The following is a 19,291-nucleotide window of genomic DNA, read 5'->3' as shown; positions in this document are numbered from 1 at the left end:
CCGCTTAATAAAGGAGTGCCGTATGCGCCATCTTCCTCTGTCATTACTGTTTCTCTCAACCTCTGTGCTCGCCGCCCCGGCTGCGGTCAACGTCGATGTCCTGCAAACTAAACTCGATCACCCCTGGGCTCTGGCCTTTTTACCCGATGACGGCGGAATGCTGATCACCCTGCGCGGCGGCGAGCTGCGCCACTGGCAGGCGGGTAAGGGGCTTTCCGATCCGATAAGCGGTGTGCCGAAAGTGTGGGCGCAGGGTCAGGGGGGATTGCTTGATGTGGCGCTGGCACCTGATTTCGCCTCATCAAGGCGCGTATGGCTGAGCTACGCCGAAGCGGGACAGGATGGCAAGGCGGGAACCGCCGTCGGCTTTGGTCGCCTGAGTGACGATGGTAAACAGCTGGAGCAGTTCCAGACCGTTTTCCGCCAGCAGCCAAAACTCTCGACCGGTAACCACTTTGGTGGCCGGATGGTGTTTGATGGCAAAGGCTATCTGTGGATAGCGCTGGGTGAGAACAATCAGCGCCCGACGGCGCAGGATCTGGATAAGTTGCAGGGCAAGCTGGTGCGGCTGACGGATCAGGGTAAGGTGCCGGAGGATAACCCGTTTGCAGGCAAACAGGGCGCGCGACCGGAGATCTGGTCTTACGGCATCCGCAACCCGCAGGGGATGGCGATCAACCCGTGGAGCCAGGCGCTGTGGCTGAATGAACACGGCCCGCGCGGCGGGGATGAGATCAACGTGCCTGAAAAGGGTAAAAATTACGGCTGGCCGATCGCCACCTGGGGGATCAACTACAGCGGGATGAAGATCCCGGAAGCGAAGGGCGGCATTGTCGAGGGAACCGAGCAGCCAATTTTCTACTGGAAGGAATCCCCGGCCGTGAGCGGCATGGCTTTTTATAATGCGGACACCTTTAAGCAGTGGCAGAACAAGCTCTTTATCGGCGCGCTAAAGGATAAGGATGTCATTGTGATGAGCATCGATGGCAACAAGGTGAGCGAAGATGGCCGCATTCTTGGCGATCGCAATCACCGTATCCGCGACGTGCGCGTCGGCCCGGATGGGTATTTGTACGTCTTAACCGATGAGAGCAATGGCGAGTTGTGGAAGGTGAGCCCGGCATCGTAATCGCGGCGTGTTATTCCGGATGGCGCGCAGTTATTCGGTGTAGAACAGGTGCGGTTTGTCTTGCCGGATGGCGCGCAGTTATCCGGTGTAGGGCCGGTGCGGTTTGTCTTGCCGGATGGCGGCTGCGCCTTATCCGGCCTACGCGTGCACCATGCTTTTGTAGGCCGGATAAGCGCCAGCGCCATCCGGCAATCAAGCCATCACGTTACCGGGATCATCACGTTATGGCGAAACGCCGGGCGCTCGCAAAGCTGTGCGTACCAGCGTTGCAAATGCGGATGCGTGGCCCAGCTCAGGCCGGGAATATTAAACAGGTTATAGATAAACGGTGCGACGGCGATATCGCCACAGCCAAACGCCTCGCCCGAGAGCCACGGCGTATTTGCCAGTTCATTATCAAGCAGCTGTAACGCGCCGTCGAGCGCCTCTTTTGACGACGCAATCACCGCCTGATCGCGCTTTTCTGGTGCCGTTCGTACCAGGTTCATCAGCAGTGGGCTGTGCTTGGGTGCCAGCATACTCAGCGACCAGTCCATCCACTTATCGCCCTGCGCCCGCTCGGCAGGCGACTCCAGCCACAACCGGCTCTGACCATACTGCGCGACCAGGTAGCGAACAATGGTGTTCGACTCCCACAGCACGGCACCGGTTTCGTCGTCGCGTAACAGCGGCACCAGGCCGTTAGGGTTCATCGCCAGATATTCAGGATCGTGATTAACGCCAAACTCCCGGCCCGCCAGAATATGCTCATACGGCAGCTCCAGTTCATCCAGCAGCCAGCGCACTTTTTTGACATTCGTCGAATTATTCCGTCCCCACAGCGTGATCATTTTTACCCCCGTGCAAAAGTGTGTTTCAGTGAATCTATCGTGGGCGAAACTTAACGTTCTGGCAACGACTTAGAAAAATAATGCACAACAGGCGCGCAACAGGCTGTTATTGCGTAAACTTTAAAAACTTTACCCAGTAGCGGTTTTTTTCGTTTCGTTTGTGCGTTATTACTCACCGTTTGTTACGGCACGGTGATGTGACGTTTTATTGAAAGGATACTCGGGTGGCTTATATGACGCAGTTCTCTCTATCCCTTCGCGGCCTGGCAGCAGGCTCCGCGCTGTTGTTTCTCTTCTCTCCTTCGTTATATGCAGTAGAACAAACGCCTGCCGCGCCGCCGGTCGATGCCCGTGCGTGGATCCTGATGGATTACGCCAGCGGCAAAGTGCTGGCCGAGGGCAACGCCGATGAAAAACTCGACCCTGCCAGCCTGACCAAACTGATGACCAGCTATGTGGTTGGCCAGGCGCTGAAAGCGGGGAAAATTCACCTCACCGATACCGTCACCGTTGGCAAAGATGCCTGGGCGACGGGCAACCCGGCTCTGCGCGGCTCGTCGCTGATGTTCCTGAAGCCGGGCGACCATGTATCGGTAGAGGACCTGAATAAAGGGGTTATTATTCAGTCCGGCAATGATGCCAGCATCGCTATCGCCGATTATGTCGCGGGTAGCCAGGACTCCTTTGTCAGCCTGATGAACAGCTATGCGCAAAAGCTCGGGCTGACCAATACCACGTTTAAAACCGTGCACGGGCTTGATGCGCCGGGGCAGTTCAGCACCGCGCGCGATATGGCGCTGCTCGGCAAAGCGCTGATCCATGACGTGCCGGACGAGTACGCGATCCATAAAGAGAAAGAGTTCACCTTCAATAAGATCCGCCAGCCCAACCGCAACCGGCTGCTGTGGAGCACCAGCATGAACGTGGATGGCATGAAAACCGGCACCACCGAAGGGGCTGGCTACAACCTCGTCGCCTCAGCAACGCAGGGCGACATGCGCCTGATCTCCGTGGTGCTGGGGGCAAAAACCGACCGCATCCGCTTTAACGAGTCAGAGAAACTGCTCACCTGGGGTTTCCGCTTTTTTGAAACGGTAACGCCGGTGAAACCTGACGCCACCTTTGTCAGCCAGCGCGTCTGGTTTGGCGACAGCAGCGAAGTGAAGCTTGGCGCAGGCGAGGCGGGATCGATCACCATTCCCAAAGGGCAGTTTAAAAACCTGAAAGCGAGTTTCACCCTCAACCAGCCGGAGCTTGAAGCCCCGCTGAAAAAGGGGCAGGTGGTGGGCACCATCAACTTCCAGCTCAATGATAAAACCATTGAGCAGCGCCCGCTGGTGGTGATGGAAGCGGTAAATGAAGCGGGCTTCGTTGGCCGGATATGGGATTTTGTCCTGCTGAAGTTCCACCAGTGGTTTGGTAGCTGGTTCTCGTAGCCGCAGGTGACCGTGCCCGGCGGGCGCGGTCAGTAGAGAAGGGTGATCTGCTCTTTTTTCGCCGCGCTGACCAGGCCATCATCCGGTCGGCGGTCGCTGACAATCACATCGAAACGGTTTAACGCGCCCATGCAGGCCGGGCGCACTTTGCCGAACTTGCTGTGATCGACCACCAGCACATGACGCTGCGCGCTGTTCATCGCCCAGTGTTTTACCGGCAGCTCTTCAAGATTAAAGCAGGTTGCGCCCTGTTCCATGTGCACGCCCGCCGCCGAGTAGAAGGCGATGTCCGGGCGCAGGTTGCTCAGGGTTTCATTGAAGTTCAGCGGCTTAAAAATGGCGTTGCTGGCGTGAAATTCGCCGCCGCTGAGAATGGCGCGGCACAACGGTTTCTCCTGCAGTGCCAGAAAGGTGTTCAGCGAGTAGCAGACGGCGGTGAAGGGCAGATCCTGAGGGAGTGCGTCGATGATCCACGGCGTGGTGGTGCCGCAGTCAAAAAAGGCCATCTGGTGCGGTTGCAGCAGGGCGGCGGCGAGTTTTGCCGCGCGGCGCTTCTCCTCGACGAGGCGGTTTTTCTGATCGCTCAACAGATAGTGGCTGGCAGAGCGCGGTTCGAGCACAATATAGCCGCCGAGCAGCACCACCGGGGCGCTGTTGGCACTGAGATCGCGACGAATGGTCATTTCAGAAACGCCAAGCAGGCTGGCTGCCTCTTTCAGATGCAGCTTATCGCTGCGCTTGAGCGCTGCCAGCAGCTGGTTGATCCGCTCGTCACGTCTTGTTTCCATAATTCACCCGAATAAAAGAAAGCCCCGCATAAGCGGGGCCTTTATCTTACCTGCGCCCTGGCGCTTAGTCACGCACCCAGCCGCGGCGGATCGGCAAGGCAAAACAGAGGCGATAGATCTGCTGTGCGGTGTGATAAATCTTCTCGCCGAAGGCCTGCCACAAAATTTGTGCGCTCAGGCAGCCGCAGATGCCGACCAGCAAGCCGCCGAGCATATCCAGCGGCCAGTGGACGCCAAGATAAACGCGCGACCAGGCGATGGCGAACGCCGTCACCATCAGGGCTGCGCCGGACCAGAAACGGTGCCAGGCAAGAAACGCAACGGCAAAGGTGAAGATCACCGTACCGTGATCGCTCGGGAAGGAGTCATCCGCCGCGTGTGGCAGGAAGTTATAACCAACATGATCAACAAAAGGCCTGTCGTGGGGAAAGGTATGGCCTAAAATCCATGAGAGCGAGAGGCTGACGACGATCGCCAGTGCCACTTTGATCACCAGCTGACGCTGGGCGCTGACCTGGCTGCGCGGCCCCCATAGCCAGAGACCAACCGCCAGCAGCGGCACGATATTGATCAGATCTTTGGCAACAATGTGGGCGACGGTCAGGAGCCAGGCGGGCGAGTCGGGCGTGGCGTTAATCCAGTAGAACAGGGTGTGATTCAGGCTCTCTAACATAGACAGATTACTCTTTGATGACAGTCCGGATTGATCAAAGCGCTCACCATAAAAGCGGTGCGGCACAGGGTAAAGGGGTTTTGTCTTACTCCGCAGAGAGTTAGACGATTCCTGGACTCAGAGTACGCCCTGTCACTTAAGCAAACCTTAAACGAGTGAATACGTGCTTTATCCGTTTTTACCGGAGAATTCACTACCGTCGCGCGGTGGCTTTGATTACACTCTGCGCGATTTTTCAAAGGAAGAGATTGCATGCAAAACCATACCCTTTCCGGCCAACGTCTGGGACGACGGGCGCTGTTATTCCCCCTCTGTCTGGTGCTTTACGAATTCTCCACCTATATCGGCAACGATATGATTCAGCCCGGTATGTTAACGGTGGTCGAGCAATATAACGCGGGTATTGAGTGGGTTCCGACCTCGATGACTGCCTACCTGGCAGGCGGCATGTTCTTACAGTGGCTGTTAGGGCCGCTTTCCGACCGCATCGGCCGTCGCCCGGTGATGCTTACCGGCGTGGTGTGGTTTATTGTCACCTGCCTTGCGACGCTGCTGGCGCAGAACATTGAGCAGTTCACGCTGCTGCGTTTTTTACAGGGCATCAGCCTCTGCTTTATTGGTGCCGTGGGGTACGCGGCGATTCAGGAGTCGTTTGAGGAGGCGGTCTGTATCAAGATCACCGCCCTGATGGCCAACGTCGCGCTGATCGCCCCCTTGCTTGGCCCGCTGGTGGGTGCAGCCTGGGTGCATGCCGCGCCGTGGGAGGGGATGTTCGTCCTCTTTGCGCTGCTGGCGGCTTTCTCCTTCTTCGGGCTTCAGCGGGCGATGCCGGAGACCGCCACCCGTCTCGGCGAGAAGCTGTCGTTTAAATCTCTGTGGCGTGATTACGCCGAAGTGCTGAAGAACGTGCGCTTTGTCGCGGGCGCGCTGGCGATCGGCTTTGTCAGCCTGCCGCTGCTGGCGTGGATTGCCCAGTCGCCGATTATTATCATCAGCGGCGAACAGCTCAGCAGCTATGAGTATGGCCTGTTGCAGGTGCCGATTTTCGGCGCGCTGATTGTTGGCAACCTGGTGCTGGCGCGGCTGACCTCGCGGCGCACCGTGCGCGCGCTGATCATCCTTGGCGGCTGGCCGATCGTGGCTGGCCTGCTGCTGGCAGCGGTTGCCACATTTGCCTCTTCCCACGCCTATTTGTGGATGACGGCCGGGTTGAGCGTTTACGCCTTCGGGATTGGCCTTGCCAACGCCGGGCTGGTGCGCCTGACGCTGTTCGCTAGCGAGATGAGCAAGGGCACGGTGTCAGCGGCGATGGGCATGTTGCAGATGTTTATCTTCACCGTGGGTATTGAGGTGAGTAAACATGCCTGGCTGCTCGGCGGCAACGGGCTGTTTAGCCTGTTCAATCTGCTGAACGGTATTATCTGGCTGGGGCTGATGGTGGTATTTCTGCGCGATAAGCGCATGGGGAATTCGCTGGAAGGATAAGGCGGCAGCCCACAGGCCGCCGCCATTGTCGTTAGCCAAGTTCCGCCTGGGCTTGCGGTTCCGGTTTTGCCACCGCGCGCGCCACCAGCGCGGCAATCAGCACCAGGCCAAGCACCACCAGCATCGCGCTGCGCAATCCGTAGTGCTCGCCGAGGAAGCCGAGCAGCGGCGGGCCAACGAGGAAAGCGAGGTAACCCGTTGTTGCCACCACGCTGACGCGCGTTGCGGCATCCGGCCCGGTATCGCTGGCCGCCGAGATGGTCAGCGGGAAGCCGAGCGACGCGCCTAATCCCCATAAAATGACCGAGAAGCCCGCCACCCAGGCGCTGTCGACAAAAATAATCAGGCCGATGCCCAGCGCGCCCATTATTGCGCTGGCGCGCACCACGGCGACGCGGCTGTAGCGGTCAATAAACCAGCCGCCGCAGAAGCGCCCGGTGGTCATGCCCAGCGTAAAACCGGTGTAGATCAGCGAGCCGGAAGTAGGGCTGAAGCCGTGACCATCTACCATCAGCAGCGGCAGCCAGTCGTTAGCAGAGCCTTCGGCAAACGCCATTGCCAGAACCACCACGCCAATAAGCAGCAACTGCGTATCGCGCCAGAAGGGCATCCCTTTTTGACGATTCGCGTGCTCTTCGGCGCTGTTTTGCCCGGTTCCCTCCGGCACGGCGGAGATCGCCAGAATAATCGGCACAATCGCCACCAGCGCCGCCAGCAGAATGTGCAGATCCGCGCTGATGCCCAGGGCAGTTAACGACATCCCGACGCCTGCGCCAACCAGCGTGCCCAGGCTGTAAAAGCCATGCATCATCGGCAGCACGGTTTTGTTCATCTCCTGCTCAACCACCGCACCTTCGATATTCATCGCCACTTCGCCCGCGCCCAGGCTGCCGCCAAAGCAGGCCAGACCGACGGCAAAGAGCAGCGGCGAGGCAAACCACAGGGCAATGCTTAAAATCACCATCCCGAGCACCGAGAAGGACATGCTGGCGCGGATCACCTTGCGCGCCCCGAAGCGCTTCACCAGCCATGCCGATGAGAGAATGCCGCTCATCGACCCGACCGACAGGCCAAACAGCACCGCGCCCATTTCAGCCGTCGAGACTGAGAGCACATCGCGGATCGCCGGCGTACGCGACGCCCATGAGGCCATTAATAATCCGGGGAGGAAAAAGAAGGTGAACAGCGCCCATAAGCGATGGCGCAGGGCTTTTCGGGAGGCGTTTTCAGTCATAGATTCACATCAAAAAAAGTAAGGTGAAGTAACACTAGCATTTTTTGCGTGGTTACGGTGGCAGGAGGTGAATAACAGCCATGAGGTTACTCAATATAATTAAGAAAATGCATACGGTTACGTTAATGATACATTGGGGTAATAGTTTATTGAGGGAGCAATAAAAGTGAGATTTATCATTCATACCGCAGCTGCATTGTTGCTGGCAAGCAACGTGAGTTATGCGCAATCCACTATTACCGACAGTTTCACCTATGAAGCGCACGCCCTGACGTTGCAGGACGAGGGTGAAAAGTGCCAGTTAAGCGTCACTTCACCCGACGGGGCGATAAAGCGTTACGGGCTTGATCTCCATTCGCCATGCTACTTCCTGCACAGCACGGGAACACAACCTAAGCATTTCGCCTATCCGCAAGACGGTATCAAGGCGCTGTTTATCATTCTCGGGAATCCGCTTACGGCGGATGAGCAGAAGATCTGGCGAGTTAAAGACGCATCAACCTGCGGCACAAAAGGCTTCGGGCTGCACTTTGATGGGCAACACTTCAGCCTCAGCAAAACCTCGCACGACAAAATGTTGTTATGCCGTGACAGAGGGGTGGACGAAAAAGTTTTTAACACGCTGCGCGATTGATGGCAGGATACCCGCTTTCCGGGCCGCTAAGGCCCTTTTTTATGAACTGAGCAACATTATGCAGGCAGGGAAGGGATGATTATCAACACGGTAATGTGGTTAGCGTCGACGGCAGCGCTTTTTGCATGGGTATTCAAGGTCACCCTCAAAAACACCTTTAAAACGAATGCGAAATACTTCGGGATATTCATAGCGGTGCATCTGGCGCTGAATATCGGTGCGATGGCGCTGAGCAAGCATGGGGTTGTGCTGGTTAAACACCACTCCAGCGCGATGACGGTCGCAGCCATGACGATCCTGCTGAAAAGCTATATGGTGCTGATGGCGATTATGGGCCTGAGCTTTTTTATCGCGCTCGCAGGCAAAGGCGCAGAGAAAATGACGCAGTTTCACACCACCCATAATGCAGCCAACCTGCACCGTAACCCGATCAAATTTTACCTGCGCAACCAGTCAGGGATTGTTAACGTCTATCGAGGGTTCTTCCTGATAGGTGGGGTTTATATGCTGTGGGCGATGTGGTTCAGGATGAGTTTTTGAAAAGCGCGACCATGATAAATATCTGACGAGACTGAATTTCAAAAATGCGGAGTCATCTTAAAACCAGGTTGCTGAAGTCGTCGTCCTGAAAACCTCTCCCATGAATCTGGATATGTTTTATTTTCTTGCCGAAAAAGAACTGGAGCCTAACCAGATTCACATTCGCCGCTGCCTGATCCAGTGCAAAGGAATTGAGAATGAAATCTGCACATTCCTCTCTCGCTAAATTTTGCAAATTTATCGGGTTTCAGTCTGCCAGCCTTGTTGAAGGCGTATCGACCGGCATTTGCTCTTTTGCTGCTTTTGGTAGCCTGTTTGTTTTGGATGGCTGGCTTAAATTGGCGGGATTTGTGTTTTTTTTATCCTGGCCTATCTGATCGCGTGGTTAATGGACGTTCTGAAAGGCGAAGCATAAAAGCATTAAGACACCGGCACGATATGCAGACTACGGGAGACTCATTCAATGGTGGCCCCTTTTCATTGTTTTTAAATCAATGAAGAGCGAAACCTGAGAGTTTACACTGTTGCCGTTATAGCCTCATCAGTTGGTTTACGTCTGTTTAATTTCTTGTTTTTAATGTTTTTTGGCAACAAAAAACCCATCAACCTTGAACCTAAGCGGCGGGGTTGATGGGCTCCACAATCGGGGGACATCAAAGAAAAGCAGTGGCACTAGTTATGACTGACACCCCACAAAAAAGTTCTGCCAATAAGTGAAATATTTCTTAGCTTCGGAGTTATCCGAGCCCCGGCCAGATAATGATGATCAATGTCCCGGCGAGCGTAAGCAGTACGTTGGCGATGGCGTAGGTGCCAGCATAGCCCAGCGCGGGGATGTTGCTGCGCGCGGTATCGCTGATGATCTCCATTGCCGGTGCGCAGGTGCGTGCGCCCATCATCGCGCCGAAGAGCAGGGCGCGGTTCATTTTCAGCACGTAGGCACCAAACAGGAAGCAGATCAGCACCGGCACGAGGCTGACAAGCAATCCGGCGATCAGCATCTGTCCGCCGACAACGCCGAGACCATTGCCGATGCCGCTCCCGGCGCTTAAACCGACCCCGGCCATAAACACCATCAGGCCGAACTCTTTCACCATCATCAGCGCGCCCTGCGGAATGTAACCAAACGTCGGGTGGTTTGCGCGCAGGAAGCCGAGCATGATGCCAGCGAAGAGCAGACCGGCGGCGTTACCGACGCCGAAGCTGAAGGAGCTGAACTGGAAAGTGATCATGCCGATCATCAGGCCGACAATAAAGAAGGCGCAGAAGGCGAGCAGGTCGGTCACCTGGCTGTGAATGGAGATAAAGCCGATGCGGTCAGCGATGGTTTTCACGCGCCGCGCATCGCCGCTCACCTGCAACACGTCCCCTTTGTTGAGCACGATATTATCGTCGATGGGCATCTCAATCTGGCTGCGGATCACGCGGTTAAGGAAGCAGCCGTGATCGGTCAGCTTCAACTGCGCCAGGCGGCGGCCGACCACATTGTGGTTTTTCACCACCACCTCTTCGGTGACGATGCGCATATCCAGCAGGTCGCGGTCGAAAACCTCTTTCCCGTTACGGAAGCTTGGGTCGAGGCGTGCATGGGCGTCCGGGTAGCCGACCAGCGAGATCTCATCGCCCATCTGTAACACCGCGTCCCCGTCCGGGTTGGCGAGAATACCGTTGCGGCGAATACGCTCGATATAGCAGCCGGTCTGGCGATAGATCCCCAGCTCGCGCAGATTTTTGCCATCTGCCCAGGCCACCAGTTCCGGCCCGACGCGATAGGCGCGGATCACCGGCAGGTAGACTTTGCGGTGAGCATCGGTATCCAGTCCGCGCTCGCGGGCAATCTGCTGGGCGCTGGTCTGTAAATCCTGGTGCTGTAACTTCGGCAAGTAGCGGGCACCAAAGATCAGGCTCACCAGACCAATCAGATACGTTAAGGCGTAGCCGAGGCTGAGATTGTCCAGCGCGCTGGCAAGCTGGCTGCTCTCCATGCCCGAGTGGCGCAGCGTGTCGCCCGCGCCAACCAGCACCGGCGTTGAGGTCATCGAGCCGGCGAGCATCCCGGCGGTTAAGCCGATATCCCAGCCAAAGAGTTTGCCGAGACCGAGCGCAATTAACAGCGCGCTGCCGACTAATACCAGCGCCAGCATGAGGTAATTCTTACCGTCGCGGAAAAAAATTGAGAAAAAGTTAGGTCCGGCTTCAACGCCAACGCAGAAAATAAACAGCATAAAGCCGAGGTTCAGGGCATCGGTGTTAATGCTGAAATGTTGCTGGCCTAATAATAGGGAAACGACTAAAACGCCAATGGAATTACCCAGTTGGATAGATCCCAGTCGTAATTTTCCAAGGCAAAGCCCAAGCGCCAGAACCACAAACAATAACAGTATGTAATTCCCATTTAACAAATCTGCGACGTTTATATTCACGGAGTCTAACTTCTTGTTTACTTGTAAGCTGTTGATAGAAATGGTGATTTGAGCTAGTGTTTTGCCTATGCGCTGGCGGATAAATTAAAGCCGTGCAACACCAGACACCCCGCACAAAACATAAACTGGCCGTTAGTTTAATCTCATTAGATAACAACGGCTAGTGACAATCGTCTGTTTGCACGGGTGTCATTCAGGCAATAATTGCCGCAACGCTTTATCCGTCCGACATTCTTTAAAACGGTGTAAACGTCGATAGAGAAAAAGTCAGGAGGCGTGTTTGAAGAACAGGCGTAGTTGGTTCGGCGTTATCTGCTGTGGACTCCTTTTTATCGCAATTTGTCTCACTCTGGTGATGAATATGCAGGGCAAACTGCCCGCGCCCGGCGATCCGGCGACCGGTTTGCTGCTCTTTACCCTGCCAGGCATCCTCGGCGGTCTGGTCTCCCGTCGCCGCCGCGCCATCGTGCCGCTGGTGGGCGCGCTGCTCGCCGCACCCCTTTGTTATATTTTGATTCATATTTTATTTACCCCGGTACGCACCTTCTGGCAGGAGGTGGCCTGGCTCTTTAGCGCCATGTTCTGGTGCGCCCTCGGCGGCCTTGGCTGCGATTTCGTTTACCGGATTGCGCGCGCGCGGCGGCGCGTCTGATAGCTTCTCCGCAACTTCCGCTTACAACGAGCGCAGCGGCTTAGCCTATACTGAACGACTTGTTTAACTGGGGGATTATTCAACATGACACCTACTATTGAATTGCTGTGCGCCCATCGTTCCATTCGCCACTTTACCGATGAGCCTATTACGGACGCACAGCGCGAGGCGATCATCGCCAGCGCACAGGCGGCATCGACCTCCAGCTTTTTGCAGTGCAGCTCCATTATCCGTATCACCGATCCCGCCATGCGCGAGCAACTGGTAACGTTAGCGGGCGGACAGCCGCATATCGCGCAGGCGGCCGAGTTCTGGATCTTCTGCGCCGATTTCCACCGCAACTTTGAGATCTGCCCGGAAGCAAAACCGGGTCTGGCGGAGCAACTGCTGCTCGGCGTGGTCGATACCGCCATCATGGGGCAAAATGCCTTTACCGCCGCGGAGTCGCTGGGGCTGGGCGGCGTCTATATTGGCGGTATCCGTAACAATATCGAAGCGGTCGGCGAACTGCTGCGTATCCCGAAGCAGGTGCTGCCGCTGTTTGGTCTCTGCCTCGGCTGGCCTGCCGATAATCCGGACATCAAACCGCGTATGCCGGCTTCAATGCTGGTGCATGAAAACCACTACCAGCCGCTCGACAAAGAGAAACTGGCGGAGTACGACGCGGAACTGGAGCACTACTATATGACGCGCGACAGCAATAAGCGCCGCGATAACTGGAGCGATCATATCCGTCGCACCATCATTAAAGAGAGCCGTCCGTTTATTCTCGACTATTTGCATAAACAGGGCTGGGCAACGCGCTAATACCCGTTCATCCTGCCCCGTGCTGCGTGTATGATACGCAGGCTTTTAACTGGTCTTCTGCGCGAGGTGCAGGGTGAAAATAGCCGTATTATCCCGGGATGGAACGCTTTACTCCTGTAAACGCCTGCGTGAAGCCGCTGTGCAGCGCGGGCACCAGATTGAGATCCTCGATCCGCTCTCCTGTTATATGAACATCACCCCGGCCGCCTCCTCGATTCATTACAAAGGCCGCCAGCTTCCCCATTATGATGCGGTGATCCCGCGCATCGGCTCGGCCATCACCTTTTATGGCACCGCCGCGCTGCGCCAGTTTGAGATCCTCGGCAGCTATCCGCTCAATGAATCGGTTGCCATCACCCGCGCCCGCGACAAGCTGCGCTCCCTGCAACTGCTGGCGCGCCAGGGGATCGACTTGCCAATCACCGGCATTGCCCATTCGCCCGATGACACCAGCGATCTGATCGATATGGTCGGCGGCGCGCCGCTGGTGGTGAAACTGGTGGAGGGCACGCAGGGGATTGGCGTGGTGCTGGCGGAGACCCGCCAGGCGGCAGAGAGCGTGATTGACGCCTTTCGCGGTCTAAATGCCCATATTCTGGTGCAGGAGTTTATTGCGGAAGCGAAAGGGTGCGACATCCGCTGCCTGGTGATCGGCAACGAAGTGGTAGCGGCGATTGAGCGGCGGGCGAAAGCGGGGGATTTCCGCTCCAATTTGCACCGTGGCGGGCAGGCGACCGTAGTCGAGATCACGCCGCGCGAGCGGGAGATCGCGCTGGCAGCGGCGCAGACGCTCGGGCTTGATGTCGCCGGGGTCGATATTTTGCGCGCCAACCGCGGCCCGCTGGTGATGGAAGTCAACGCCTCGCCGGGGCTGGAAGGGATCGAAAAAGCCTCAGGGCTGGATATTGCCGGGCGAATGATCCACTGGATCGAGCGCCAGGCGATGCCCGGCTTCTGCCTGAAAACCGGCGGCTAAGAGGATTTTCCTGCCTGAGCATGGTGTGCCCACGGCTTTTTGCGTAAGCTATGGGCAATTTTTTCCCCAACAGAGCACGTTTTCTATGGATTCACTGGTCGTCCCCGGTCTGGACACGCTTCGCCAATGGCTTGATCAACTCAGCATTAACTTTTTTGAGTGCGACACCTGCCAGGCGCTGCACCTGCCGCATATGCAGAATTTTGACGGCGTGTTCGATGCGAAAGTCGACCTGGTCAATGATGTTCTGCTCTTTACCGCCATGGCGGAAGTAAAACCCTCCGCGCTGCTGGCGCTGGCGGCGGATCTCTCGGCGATCAACGCCAGCTCGCTGACGGTCAAAGCCTTCCTCGATATGCAGGATGATAATCTGCCGAAGCTGGTGGTGTGTCAGACCCTCAGCATCGGCCCCGGCATCGCCTTTGAGCAGTTCGCTTGGTTTATGCGCCAGAGCGAAGAGCAGGTCTCGATGGTGATTATGGAAGCCAACGCGCACCAGCTCCTTTTCACGCCGGGCGAGGAAGATCTGCTGGCCGGCGACGACGAGCCGAACAATTTTCTCCACTGATTCCCGCATCGATTAACGTAGCCGCTACCACGGCGGCTGCGTAGCCACATTTTTTATTCTGCTTTTAACCTTTCTTTAAAGAATGATTCACCATCATTCCTCGCCTTCTGGCTTATCCCATAGAGACTTATTGCATAAAAAATTGATAAAAGGCGGTTTTTTATCTGCCCTATAGCCTCAAACCCTGGCTACAGTTATTCTTGCGCTGCTTTAAAAAGCATGCGGCGTCTGCCGGAGCGATTTTGTTCTCCGGCGCAGAGCAGAGTGACAAACTATGCATGAATCTTGCATATCCCAGAAAGCGTAGATTTAGTTCGTAGCTTAACGAGCTTTCCAGAAGGAATGAGATATGAGTGCCTCAAGAAAAAAATGGGTATCGGGTCTTGTTGCGGGTGCGTTAATGGCTCTCTCTGCCAGCACGCTTGCCGCCGGGCAAAAGACGCTGCATGTGTACAACTGGTCTGACTATATTGCGCCGGACACCGTCGCAAATTTTGAGAAAGAGACCGGCATTAAAGTGGTTTACGACGTGTTCGACTCCAACGAAGTGCTGGAAGGCAAATTAATGGCTGGCAGCACCGGGTTCGATCTCGTCGTTCCGTCCGCCAGCTTCCTTGAGCGCCAGCTCTCGGCGGGCGTGTTCCAGCCGCTTGATAAGAGTAAGCTGCCGAACTGGAAAAACCTCGATCCGGAAGTGTTGAAAATGGTCGCGAAACACGACCCGGATAACAAATACGCTTTCCCCTACCTGTGGGCGACCACCGGTATTGGCTACAACGTTGATAAAGTCAAAGCGGTGCTTGGCAAAGATGTGCCGATCGATAGTTGGGATGTGGTGCTGAAGCCGGAAAACCTTGAGAAGCTGAAGAGCTGCGGCGTCTCCTTCCTTGATGCGCCGGAAGAGATTTTCGCCACCGTGCTGAACTACCTCGGCAAAGATCCCAACAGCACCAAAGCGGATGATTACACCGGCCCGGCGACAGATCTGCTGCTGAAGCTGCGTCCAAATATCCGTTACTTCCACTCTTCGCAATACATTAACGATCTCGCCAACGGCGATATCTGCGTGGCTATCGGCTGGGCGGGCGACGTCTGGCAGGCGGCTAACCGCGCGAAAGAGGCGAAGAACGGCGTTAACATCAACTACATCATTCCGAAGGAAGGGGCGCTGGCCTTCTTCGACGTCTTCGCCATGCCGAAAGATGCCAAAAACACCGATGAAGCCTACCAGTTCCTCAACTACCTGATGCGTCCCGACGTGATGGCGCACATCAGCGACCACGTCTACTACGCGAACGGCAACAAAGCTTCTGTACCGCTGATCAGCGAAGAGGTGCGTAACAACCCGGCAATCTTCCCGCCGCCGGACGTGTTCGCCAAACTCTTCACGCTGAAAGTGCAGGAGCCGAAAATTGACCGCGTACGCACCCGCGCCTGGACGAAAGTCAAAAGCGGCAAATAAATCAATCACCTGACTGGTGAAAGCGCTGCACCGCGCCGGTGCAGCCGCCCCAAAACGGGACAGTGGGCGCACCTGCTGTCCCGTCATCTGTACGACAACCTGTTGAAGCAGGGTGATGCTTATGCCGGAGAGCACCGTAGTGAATGACGCTATTCCCCGCCCGCAGGCGAAGAGCCGCAAGGTTCTGACGCCGCTGCTGGAGATCCGTAACCTGACCAAATCTTTCGACGGCCAGCACGCCGTGGATGATGTCAGCCTGACTATCTATAAAGGCGAAATCTTTGCCCTGCTCGGCGCATCGGGCTGCGGTAAATCGACGCTGCTGCGCATGCTGGCAGGCTTTGAGCAGCCGACCCACGGGCAGATTATGCTCGACGGCGTCGACCTCGCCCACGTGCCGCCCTACCTGCGCCCGATCAATATGATGTTCCAGTCCTACGCGCTCTTCCCGCACATGACCGTTGAGCAGAATATCGCTTTTGGCCTCAAGCAGGACAAGCTGCCGAAAGCGGAGATCGCCAGCCGCGTCGCCGAAATGCTGCACCTGGTGCACATGAGTGAGTTTGCCAAACGCAAGCCGCACCAGCTCTCTGGCGGTCAGCGTCAGCGTGTGGCGCTGGCGCGCAGCCTCGCCAAGCGGCCGAAGCTGCTGCTGCTTGATGAGCCGATGGGCGCGCTGGATAAAAAGCTGCGCGACCGTATGCAGCTGGAAGTGGTCGATATTCTTGAGCGCGTCGGCGTTACCTGCGTGATGGTGACCCACGATCAGGAAGAGGCGATGACCATGGCCGGGCGTATCGCCATTATGAACCGCGGCAAATTTGTGCAGATTGGCGAGCCGGAAGAGATTTACGAGCATCCGACCACCCGCTACAGCGCCGAGTTTATCGGCTCGGTCAATGTCTTCGAAGGGTTGCTGAAGGATCGTCAGGAAGATGGTCTGGTAATTGAGTCGCCGGGGCTGGTGCATCCGCTGAAAGTCGACCCCGATGCCTCGGTGGTGGATAACGTGCCGGTCTACGTGGCACTGCGCCCGGAGAAGATCATGCTGTGCGACGATCCGCCGGCCGATGGCTACAACTTTGCCGTCGGCGAAGTGGTGCATATCGCCTACCTCGGCGATCTCTCTATTTATCACGTGCGGTTGCAGAGCGGGCAGATGATCAGTGCCCAGCTGCAAAACGCGCATCGCTACCGCAAAGGTGCGCCAACATGGGGCGATGAAGTGCGTCTCTGCTGGGATGCCGACAGTTGTGTGGTTCTGACGGTTTAAGGAGCGGCGATGAGTACACTCGAGCCACCGGCCCGCGTAACAAAACCGGGCGGTGTAAAGCTGTGGCTGGCGCGCCTGCAAATGCGCCACGGGCGCAAGCTGGTGATTGCGCTGCCCTATATCTGGCTGACGCTGCTGTTTCTGCTGCCGTTTTTGATCGTCTTCAAAATCAGCCTCGCGGAGATGGCGCGCCAAATCCCACCCTATACCGATCTGCTGGAGTGGGCCGACGGGCAGCTGACGATTACGCTTAATCTCGGCAACTTCCTGCAACTGACCGACGATCCGCTCTATATCGAGGCTTATTTACAGTCGTTGCAGGTAGCGGGCATCTCGACGATCTGCTGTCTGCTGCTCGGCTATCCGCTGGCGTGGGCGGTGGCGCACAGTAAGCCGTCGACGCGCAATATCCTGCTGCTGCTGGTGATTTTGCCGTCGTGGACCTCGTTTCTGATCCGCGTTTACGCCTGGATGGGGATCCTGAAAAACAACGGCGTGCTGAACAACTTTCTGCTCTGGCTGGGGGTTATCGATCAGCCGCTGACCATTCTGCACACCAATCTCGCGGTCTATATCGGCATTGTCTATGCCTATCTGCCGTTTATGGTGCTGCCGATCTACACCGCGCTGACGCGTATTGACTACTCGCTGGTGGAAGCGTCTCTCGATCTTGGCGCGCGTCCGCTGAAAACCTTCTTCAGCGTGATTGTGCCGCTGACCAAAGGGGGAATTATCGCCGGTTCGATGCTGGTGTTTATTCCGGCGGTCGGTGAGTTCGTGATCCCGGAACTGCTCGGTGGGCCGGACAGCATTATGATTGGCCGCGTGTTGTGGCAGGAGTTCTTTAATAACCGCGACTGGCCGGTGGCCTCGGCGGTGGCGGTGATTATGCTGCTGCTGTTGATTGTGCCGATCATGTGGTTCCACAAGCATCAGCAGAAACAGACGGGGGAGAAGGCATGAGCAATTTACCGGTAGTGCGCTCGCCCTGGCGCATCCTGATCCTGGTGATAGGTTTCACCTTCCTTTATGCCCCCATGTTGATGCTGGTGGTCTACTCTTTTAACAGCTCAAAACTGGTCACGGTGTGGGCTGGCTGGTCAACGCGCTGGTACAGCGAGCTGTTCCACGATGATGCGATGATGAGCGCGGTGGGCTTAAGCCTGACGATTGCCGCCTGCGCGGCGACGATGGCGGTGATTTTAGGCACCATCGCGGCGGTAGTGATGGTGCGTTTCGGGCGCTTTCGCGGCGCGAACGGCTTTGCCTTTATGATCACCGCGCCGCTGGTAATGCCGGATGTGATCACCGGCCTGTCGCTGCTGCTGCTGTTTGTCGCGCTGGCACACGCCATCGGCTGGCCGGCGGATCGCGGCATGCTCACCATCTGGCTGGCGCACGTCACTTTCTGTACCGCCTATGTCGCGGTGGTGATCTCCTCGCGGTTGCGCGAGCTGGATCGCTCAATTGAAGAGGCGGCGATGGATCTTGGCGCAACGCCGCTGAAGGTCTTCTTTGTTATCACGCTGCCGATGATCATGCCGGCGATTGTCTCCGGCTGGCTGCTGGCCTTTACCCTGTCACTGGATGACCTGGTGATCGCCAGTTTTGTCTCCGGTCCTGGTGCCACTACGCTGCCGATGCTGGTCTTCTCCAGTGTGCGCATGGGGGTCAACCCGGAGATCAACGCGCTGGCATCGATTATTCTCGGCGTGGTGGGGATTGTCGGTCTTATCGCCTGGTTCCTGATGGCGAGAGCGGAAAAACAGCGCCAGCGTGATATCCAGCGTGCAAGACAGGGCTGAACTCATTAGAATCTGGAAATTGTGTCGTTGATGCCGCGCTTGCGCGGCATTTTTCACAGGGAAATCATGGAATTGGGGTTCTTCAACAAAACCACGCACCACGCGACGCCAAATATACCGGCGCTGGTTCAGGTGGCGGCTATCGCCATCATTACCATTCGCTGTGTCGACGTGCTGATGATCATGAACCTGCTCGGCTGGCGCGGGCTGCTCGACTTCGTGCACCGCAGCGCCCAGACCTGGAGCCTGACGCTGATTTTCCTTGGCAGCCTGATGCTGGTCTTTGTCGAGATCCTCTGCGCCTTCTCGGTGATAAAAGGGCGGCGCTGGGCGCGCTGGCTCTATCTGATAACGCAACTCACCTCGACCGCCTACCTGTGGGCCGCGTCACTGGGCTATGGCTACCCGGAACTCTTCAGCATCGCCGGCAGTTCGCGGCGTGAGATCTTCCACTCGCTGGTGATGCAAAAGCTTCCCGATCTGCTGGTGCTGTTCCTGCTCTTTGTGCCGACGCCGAGCCGACGCTTTTTCCGTCTGCAATAACGGTGGTACAATCCCGCCCCCGCAAATTGAAAG

At 56.7% G+C, this 19,291-nt stretch carries 20 protein-coding genes; 15 read left to right on the top strand and 5 right to left on the bottom strand.

Annotated features, from left to right (window positions below; genetic code table 11):
• The first annotated feature begins 22 nt into the window (after positions 1-22).
• On the top strand, positions 23-1,129 hold the full coding sequence (locus N7V53_RS03155; RefSeq protein WP_279792024.1) for a PQQ-dependent sugar dehydrogenase: 1,107 nt from the start codon (positions 23-25) through the stop codon (positions 1,127-1,129).
• Positions 1,130-1,329: 200 nt separating this feature from the next.
• Here the strand turns inward: N7V53_RS03155 and N7V53_RS03150 are convergent, their stop codons facing one another.
• Complete coding sequence (locus N7V53_RS03150) at positions 1,330-1,959, bottom strand: glutathione S-transferase family protein (protein WP_279792023.1); 630 nt, start codon at positions 1,957-1,959, stop codon at positions 1,330-1,332.
• Between the two features lie 233 nt (positions 1,960-2,192).
• Here N7V53_RS03150 and dacC point away from each other — a divergent pair, with 233 nt between their 5' ends.
• Entirely contained in the window at positions 2,193-3,395 is a 1,203-nt protein-coding gene (dacC, locus tag N7V53_RS03145) for a serine-type D-Ala-D-Ala carboxypeptidase (RefSeq protein WP_023481806.1), read from the top strand.
• A gap of 29 nt (positions 3,396-3,424) precedes the next feature.
• On the opposite strand, the gene deoR is transcribed toward dacC, so the two are convergent.
• Entirely contained in the window at positions 3,425-4,183 is a 759-nt protein-coding gene (deoR, locus tag N7V53_RS03140) for a DNA-binding transcriptional repressor DeoR (protein WP_279792022.1), read from the bottom strand.
• Positions 4,184-4,247: 64 nt separating this feature from the next.
• Positions 4,248-4,856: an undecaprenyl-diphosphate phosphatase gene (ybjG, locus tag N7V53_RS03135; protein WP_279792021.1), complete on the bottom strand. Its 609-nt coding sequence runs from the start codon at positions 4,854-4,856 to the stop codon at positions 4,248-4,250.
• 252 nt (positions 4,857-5,108) lie between these two features.
• Between ybjG and N7V53_RS03130 the strand changes: the two genes are divergently transcribed.
• Positions 5,109-6,341 carry an MFS transporter gene (locus tag N7V53_RS03130; protein ID WP_023481331.1) on the top strand — a complete coding sequence of 411 codons (1,233 nt, stop codon included), beginning with the start codon at positions 5,109-5,111 and terminating at the stop codon, positions 6,339-6,341.
• A gap of 31 nt (positions 6,342-6,372) precedes the next feature.
• Here N7V53_RS03130 and N7V53_RS03125 read toward each other — a convergent pair whose 3' ends face one another.
• On the bottom strand, positions 6,373-7,575 hold the full coding sequence (locus N7V53_RS03125; protein ID WP_270220574.1) for an MFS transporter: 1,203 nt from the start codon (positions 7,573-7,575) through the stop codon (positions 6,373-6,375).
• Between the two features lie 166 nt (positions 7,576-7,741).
• Between N7V53_RS03125 and N7V53_RS03120 the strand changes: the two genes are divergently transcribed.
• The 3 genes from N7V53_RS03120 to N7V53_RS03110 all read left to right on the top strand — a co-directional run bounded on the left by N7V53_RS03120 (position 7,742) and on the right by N7V53_RS03110 (position 9,126).
• On the top strand, positions 7,742-8,209 hold the full coding sequence (locus N7V53_RS03120) for a hypothetical protein (RefSeq protein WP_279792019.1): 468 nt from the start codon (positions 7,742-7,744) through the stop codon (positions 8,207-8,209).
• Between the two features lie 75 nt (positions 8,210-8,284).
• Complete coding sequence (locus N7V53_RS03115) at positions 8,285-8,749, top strand: hypothetical protein (protein WP_279792017.1); 465 nt, start codon at positions 8,285-8,287, stop codon at positions 8,747-8,749.
• Between the two features lie 197 nt (positions 8,750-8,946).
• Complete coding sequence (locus N7V53_RS03110) at positions 8,947-9,126, top strand: hypothetical protein (RefSeq protein ID WP_279792015.1); 180 nt, start codon at positions 8,947-8,949, stop codon at positions 9,124-9,126.
• A gap of 360 nt (positions 9,127-9,486) precedes the next feature.
• Here the strand turns inward: N7V53_RS03110 and N7V53_RS03105 are convergent, their stop codons facing one another.
• Entirely contained in the window at positions 9,487-11,172 is a 1,686-nt protein-coding gene (locus tag N7V53_RS03105; protein WP_023481407.1) for an aspartate:alanine antiporter, read from the bottom strand.
• Positions 11,173-11,452: 280 nt separating this feature from the next.
• Between N7V53_RS03105 and ybjM the strand changes: the two genes are divergently transcribed.
• From ybjM to N7V53_RS03060, 9 genes are all read left to right on the top strand, one after another.
• Positions 11,453-11,824, top strand: a complete 372-nt coding sequence (gene ybjM, locus N7V53_RS03100) for an inner membrane protein YbjM (protein WP_042718565.1) — start codon at positions 11,453-11,455, stop codon at positions 11,822-11,824.
• A gap of 84 nt (positions 11,825-11,908) precedes the next feature.
• A complete protein-coding gene (gene nfsA, locus N7V53_RS03095; protein ID WP_139965040.1) occupies positions 11,909-12,631 on the top strand; it encodes an oxygen-insensitive NADPH nitroreductase in 723 nt (240 codons plus the stop codon).
• Positions 12,632-12,704: 73 nt separating this feature from the next.
• On the top strand, positions 12,705-13,607 hold the full coding sequence (gene rimK, locus N7V53_RS03090) for a 30S ribosomal protein S6--L-glutamate ligase (protein ID WP_279792011.1): 903 nt from the start codon (positions 12,705-12,707) through the stop codon (positions 13,605-13,607).
• Positions 13,608-13,692: 85 nt separating this feature from the next.
• Positions 13,693-14,175: a YbjN domain-containing protein gene (locus tag N7V53_RS03085; RefSeq protein ID WP_023481410.1), complete on the top strand. Its 483-nt coding sequence runs from the start codon at positions 13,693-13,695 to the stop codon at positions 14,173-14,175.
• 349 nt (positions 14,176-14,524) lie between these two features.
• A complete protein-coding gene (potF, locus tag N7V53_RS03080) occupies positions 14,525-15,637 on the top strand; it encodes a spermidine/putrescine ABC transporter substrate-binding protein PotF (RefSeq protein WP_124968921.1) in 1,113 nt (370 codons plus the stop codon).
• A 139-nt stretch (positions 15,638-15,776) separates the two neighbouring features.
• Positions 15,777-16,910 (top strand): putrescine ABC transporter ATP-binding subunit PotG, encoded by a 1,134-nt coding sequence (gene potG / locus N7V53_RS03075; RefSeq protein ID WP_023481693.1) that lies wholly within the window; start codon positions 15,777-15,779, stop codon positions 16,908-16,910.
• Positions 16,911-16,919: 9 nt separating this feature from the next.
• Complete coding sequence (potH, locus tag N7V53_RS03070; protein WP_023481728.1) at positions 16,920-17,873, top strand: putrescine ABC transporter permease PotH; 954 nt, start codon at positions 16,920-16,922, stop codon at positions 17,871-17,873.
• Complete coding sequence (gene potI, locus N7V53_RS03065) at positions 17,870-18,715, top strand: putrescine ABC transporter permease PotI (RefSeq protein WP_023481845.1); 846 nt, start codon at positions 17,870-17,872, stop codon at positions 18,713-18,715. Before potH ends, potI begins: the two co-directional genes overlap by 4 nt.
• A gap of 66 nt (positions 18,716-18,781) precedes the next feature.
• Positions 18,782-19,258 carry a YbjO family protein gene (locus N7V53_RS03060; RefSeq protein ID WP_241174967.1) on the top strand — a complete coding sequence of 159 codons (477 nt, stop codon included), beginning with the start codon at positions 18,782-18,784 and terminating at the stop codon, positions 19,256-19,258.
• Positions 19,259-19,291 lie beyond the last annotated feature (33 nt).

It is taken from the genome of Kosakonia sp. HypNH10, assembly GCF_029850615.1.
In the GTDB taxonomy this organism is placed as follows: domain Bacteria; phylum Pseudomonadota; class Gammaproteobacteria; order Enterobacterales; family Enterobacteriaceae; genus Kosakonia; species Kosakonia cowanii.
This window is presented reverse-complemented; position numbering and strand designations above follow the sequence as displayed.

Bases quoted from the DNA above. Each gene is read 5' to 3' on its own strand.
- N7V53_RS03110 (WP_279792015.1), top strand. From the start codon at position 8,947: ATGAAATCTGCACATTCCTCTCTCGCTAAATTTTGCAAATTTATCGGG.
- ybjG (WP_279792021.1), bottom strand. From the start codon at position 4,856: ATGTTAGAGAGCCTGAATCACACCCTGTTCTACTGGATTAACGCCACG.
- N7V53_RS03155 (WP_279792024.1), top strand. From the start codon at position 23: ATGCGCCATCTTCCTCTGTCATTACTGTTTCTCTCAACCTCTGTGCTC.
- N7V53_RS03125 (WP_270220574.1), bottom strand. From the start codon at position 7,575: ATGACTGAAAACGCCTCCCGAAAAGCCCTGCGCCATCGCTTATGGGCG.
- deoR (WP_279792022.1), bottom strand. From the start codon at position 4,183: ATGGAAACAAGACGTGACGAGCGGATCAACCAGCTGCTGGCAGCGCTC.
- N7V53_RS03115 (WP_279792017.1), top strand. From the start codon at position 8,285: ATGATTATCAACACGGTAATGTGGTTAGCGTCGACGGCAGCGCTTTTT.
- potI (WP_023481845.1), top strand. From the start codon at position 17,870: ATGAGCAATTTACCGGTAGTGCGCTCGCCCTGGCGCATCCTGATCCTG.
- N7V53_RS03130 (WP_023481331.1), top strand. From the start codon at position 5,109: ATGCAAAACCATACCCTTTCCGGCCAACGTCTGGGACGACGGGCGCTG.
- N7V53_RS03085 (WP_023481410.1), top strand. From the start codon at position 13,693: ATGGATTCACTGGTCGTCCCCGGTCTGGACACGCTTCGCCAATGGCTT.
- N7V53_RS03060 (WP_241174967.1), top strand. From the start codon at position 18,782: ATGGAATTGGGGTTCTTCAACAAAACCACGCACCACGCGACGCCAAAT.
- nfsA (WP_139965040.1), top strand. From the start codon at position 11,909: ATGACACCTACTATTGAATTGCTGTGCGCCCATCGTTCCATTCGCCAC.
- potH (WP_023481728.1), top strand. From the start codon at position 16,920: ATGAGTACACTCGAGCCACCGGCCCGCGTAACAAAACCGGGCGGTGTA.
- dacC (WP_023481806.1), top strand. From the start codon at position 2,193: ATGACGCAGTTCTCTCTATCCCTTCGCGGCCTGGCAGCAGGCTCCGCG.
- N7V53_RS03150 (WP_279792023.1), bottom strand. From the start codon at position 1,959: ATGATCACGCTGTGGGGACGGAATAATTCGACGAATGTCAAAAAAGTG.
- potF (WP_124968921.1), top strand. From the start codon at position 14,525: ATGAGTGCCTCAAGAAAAAAATGGGTATCGGGTCTTGTTGCGGGTGCG.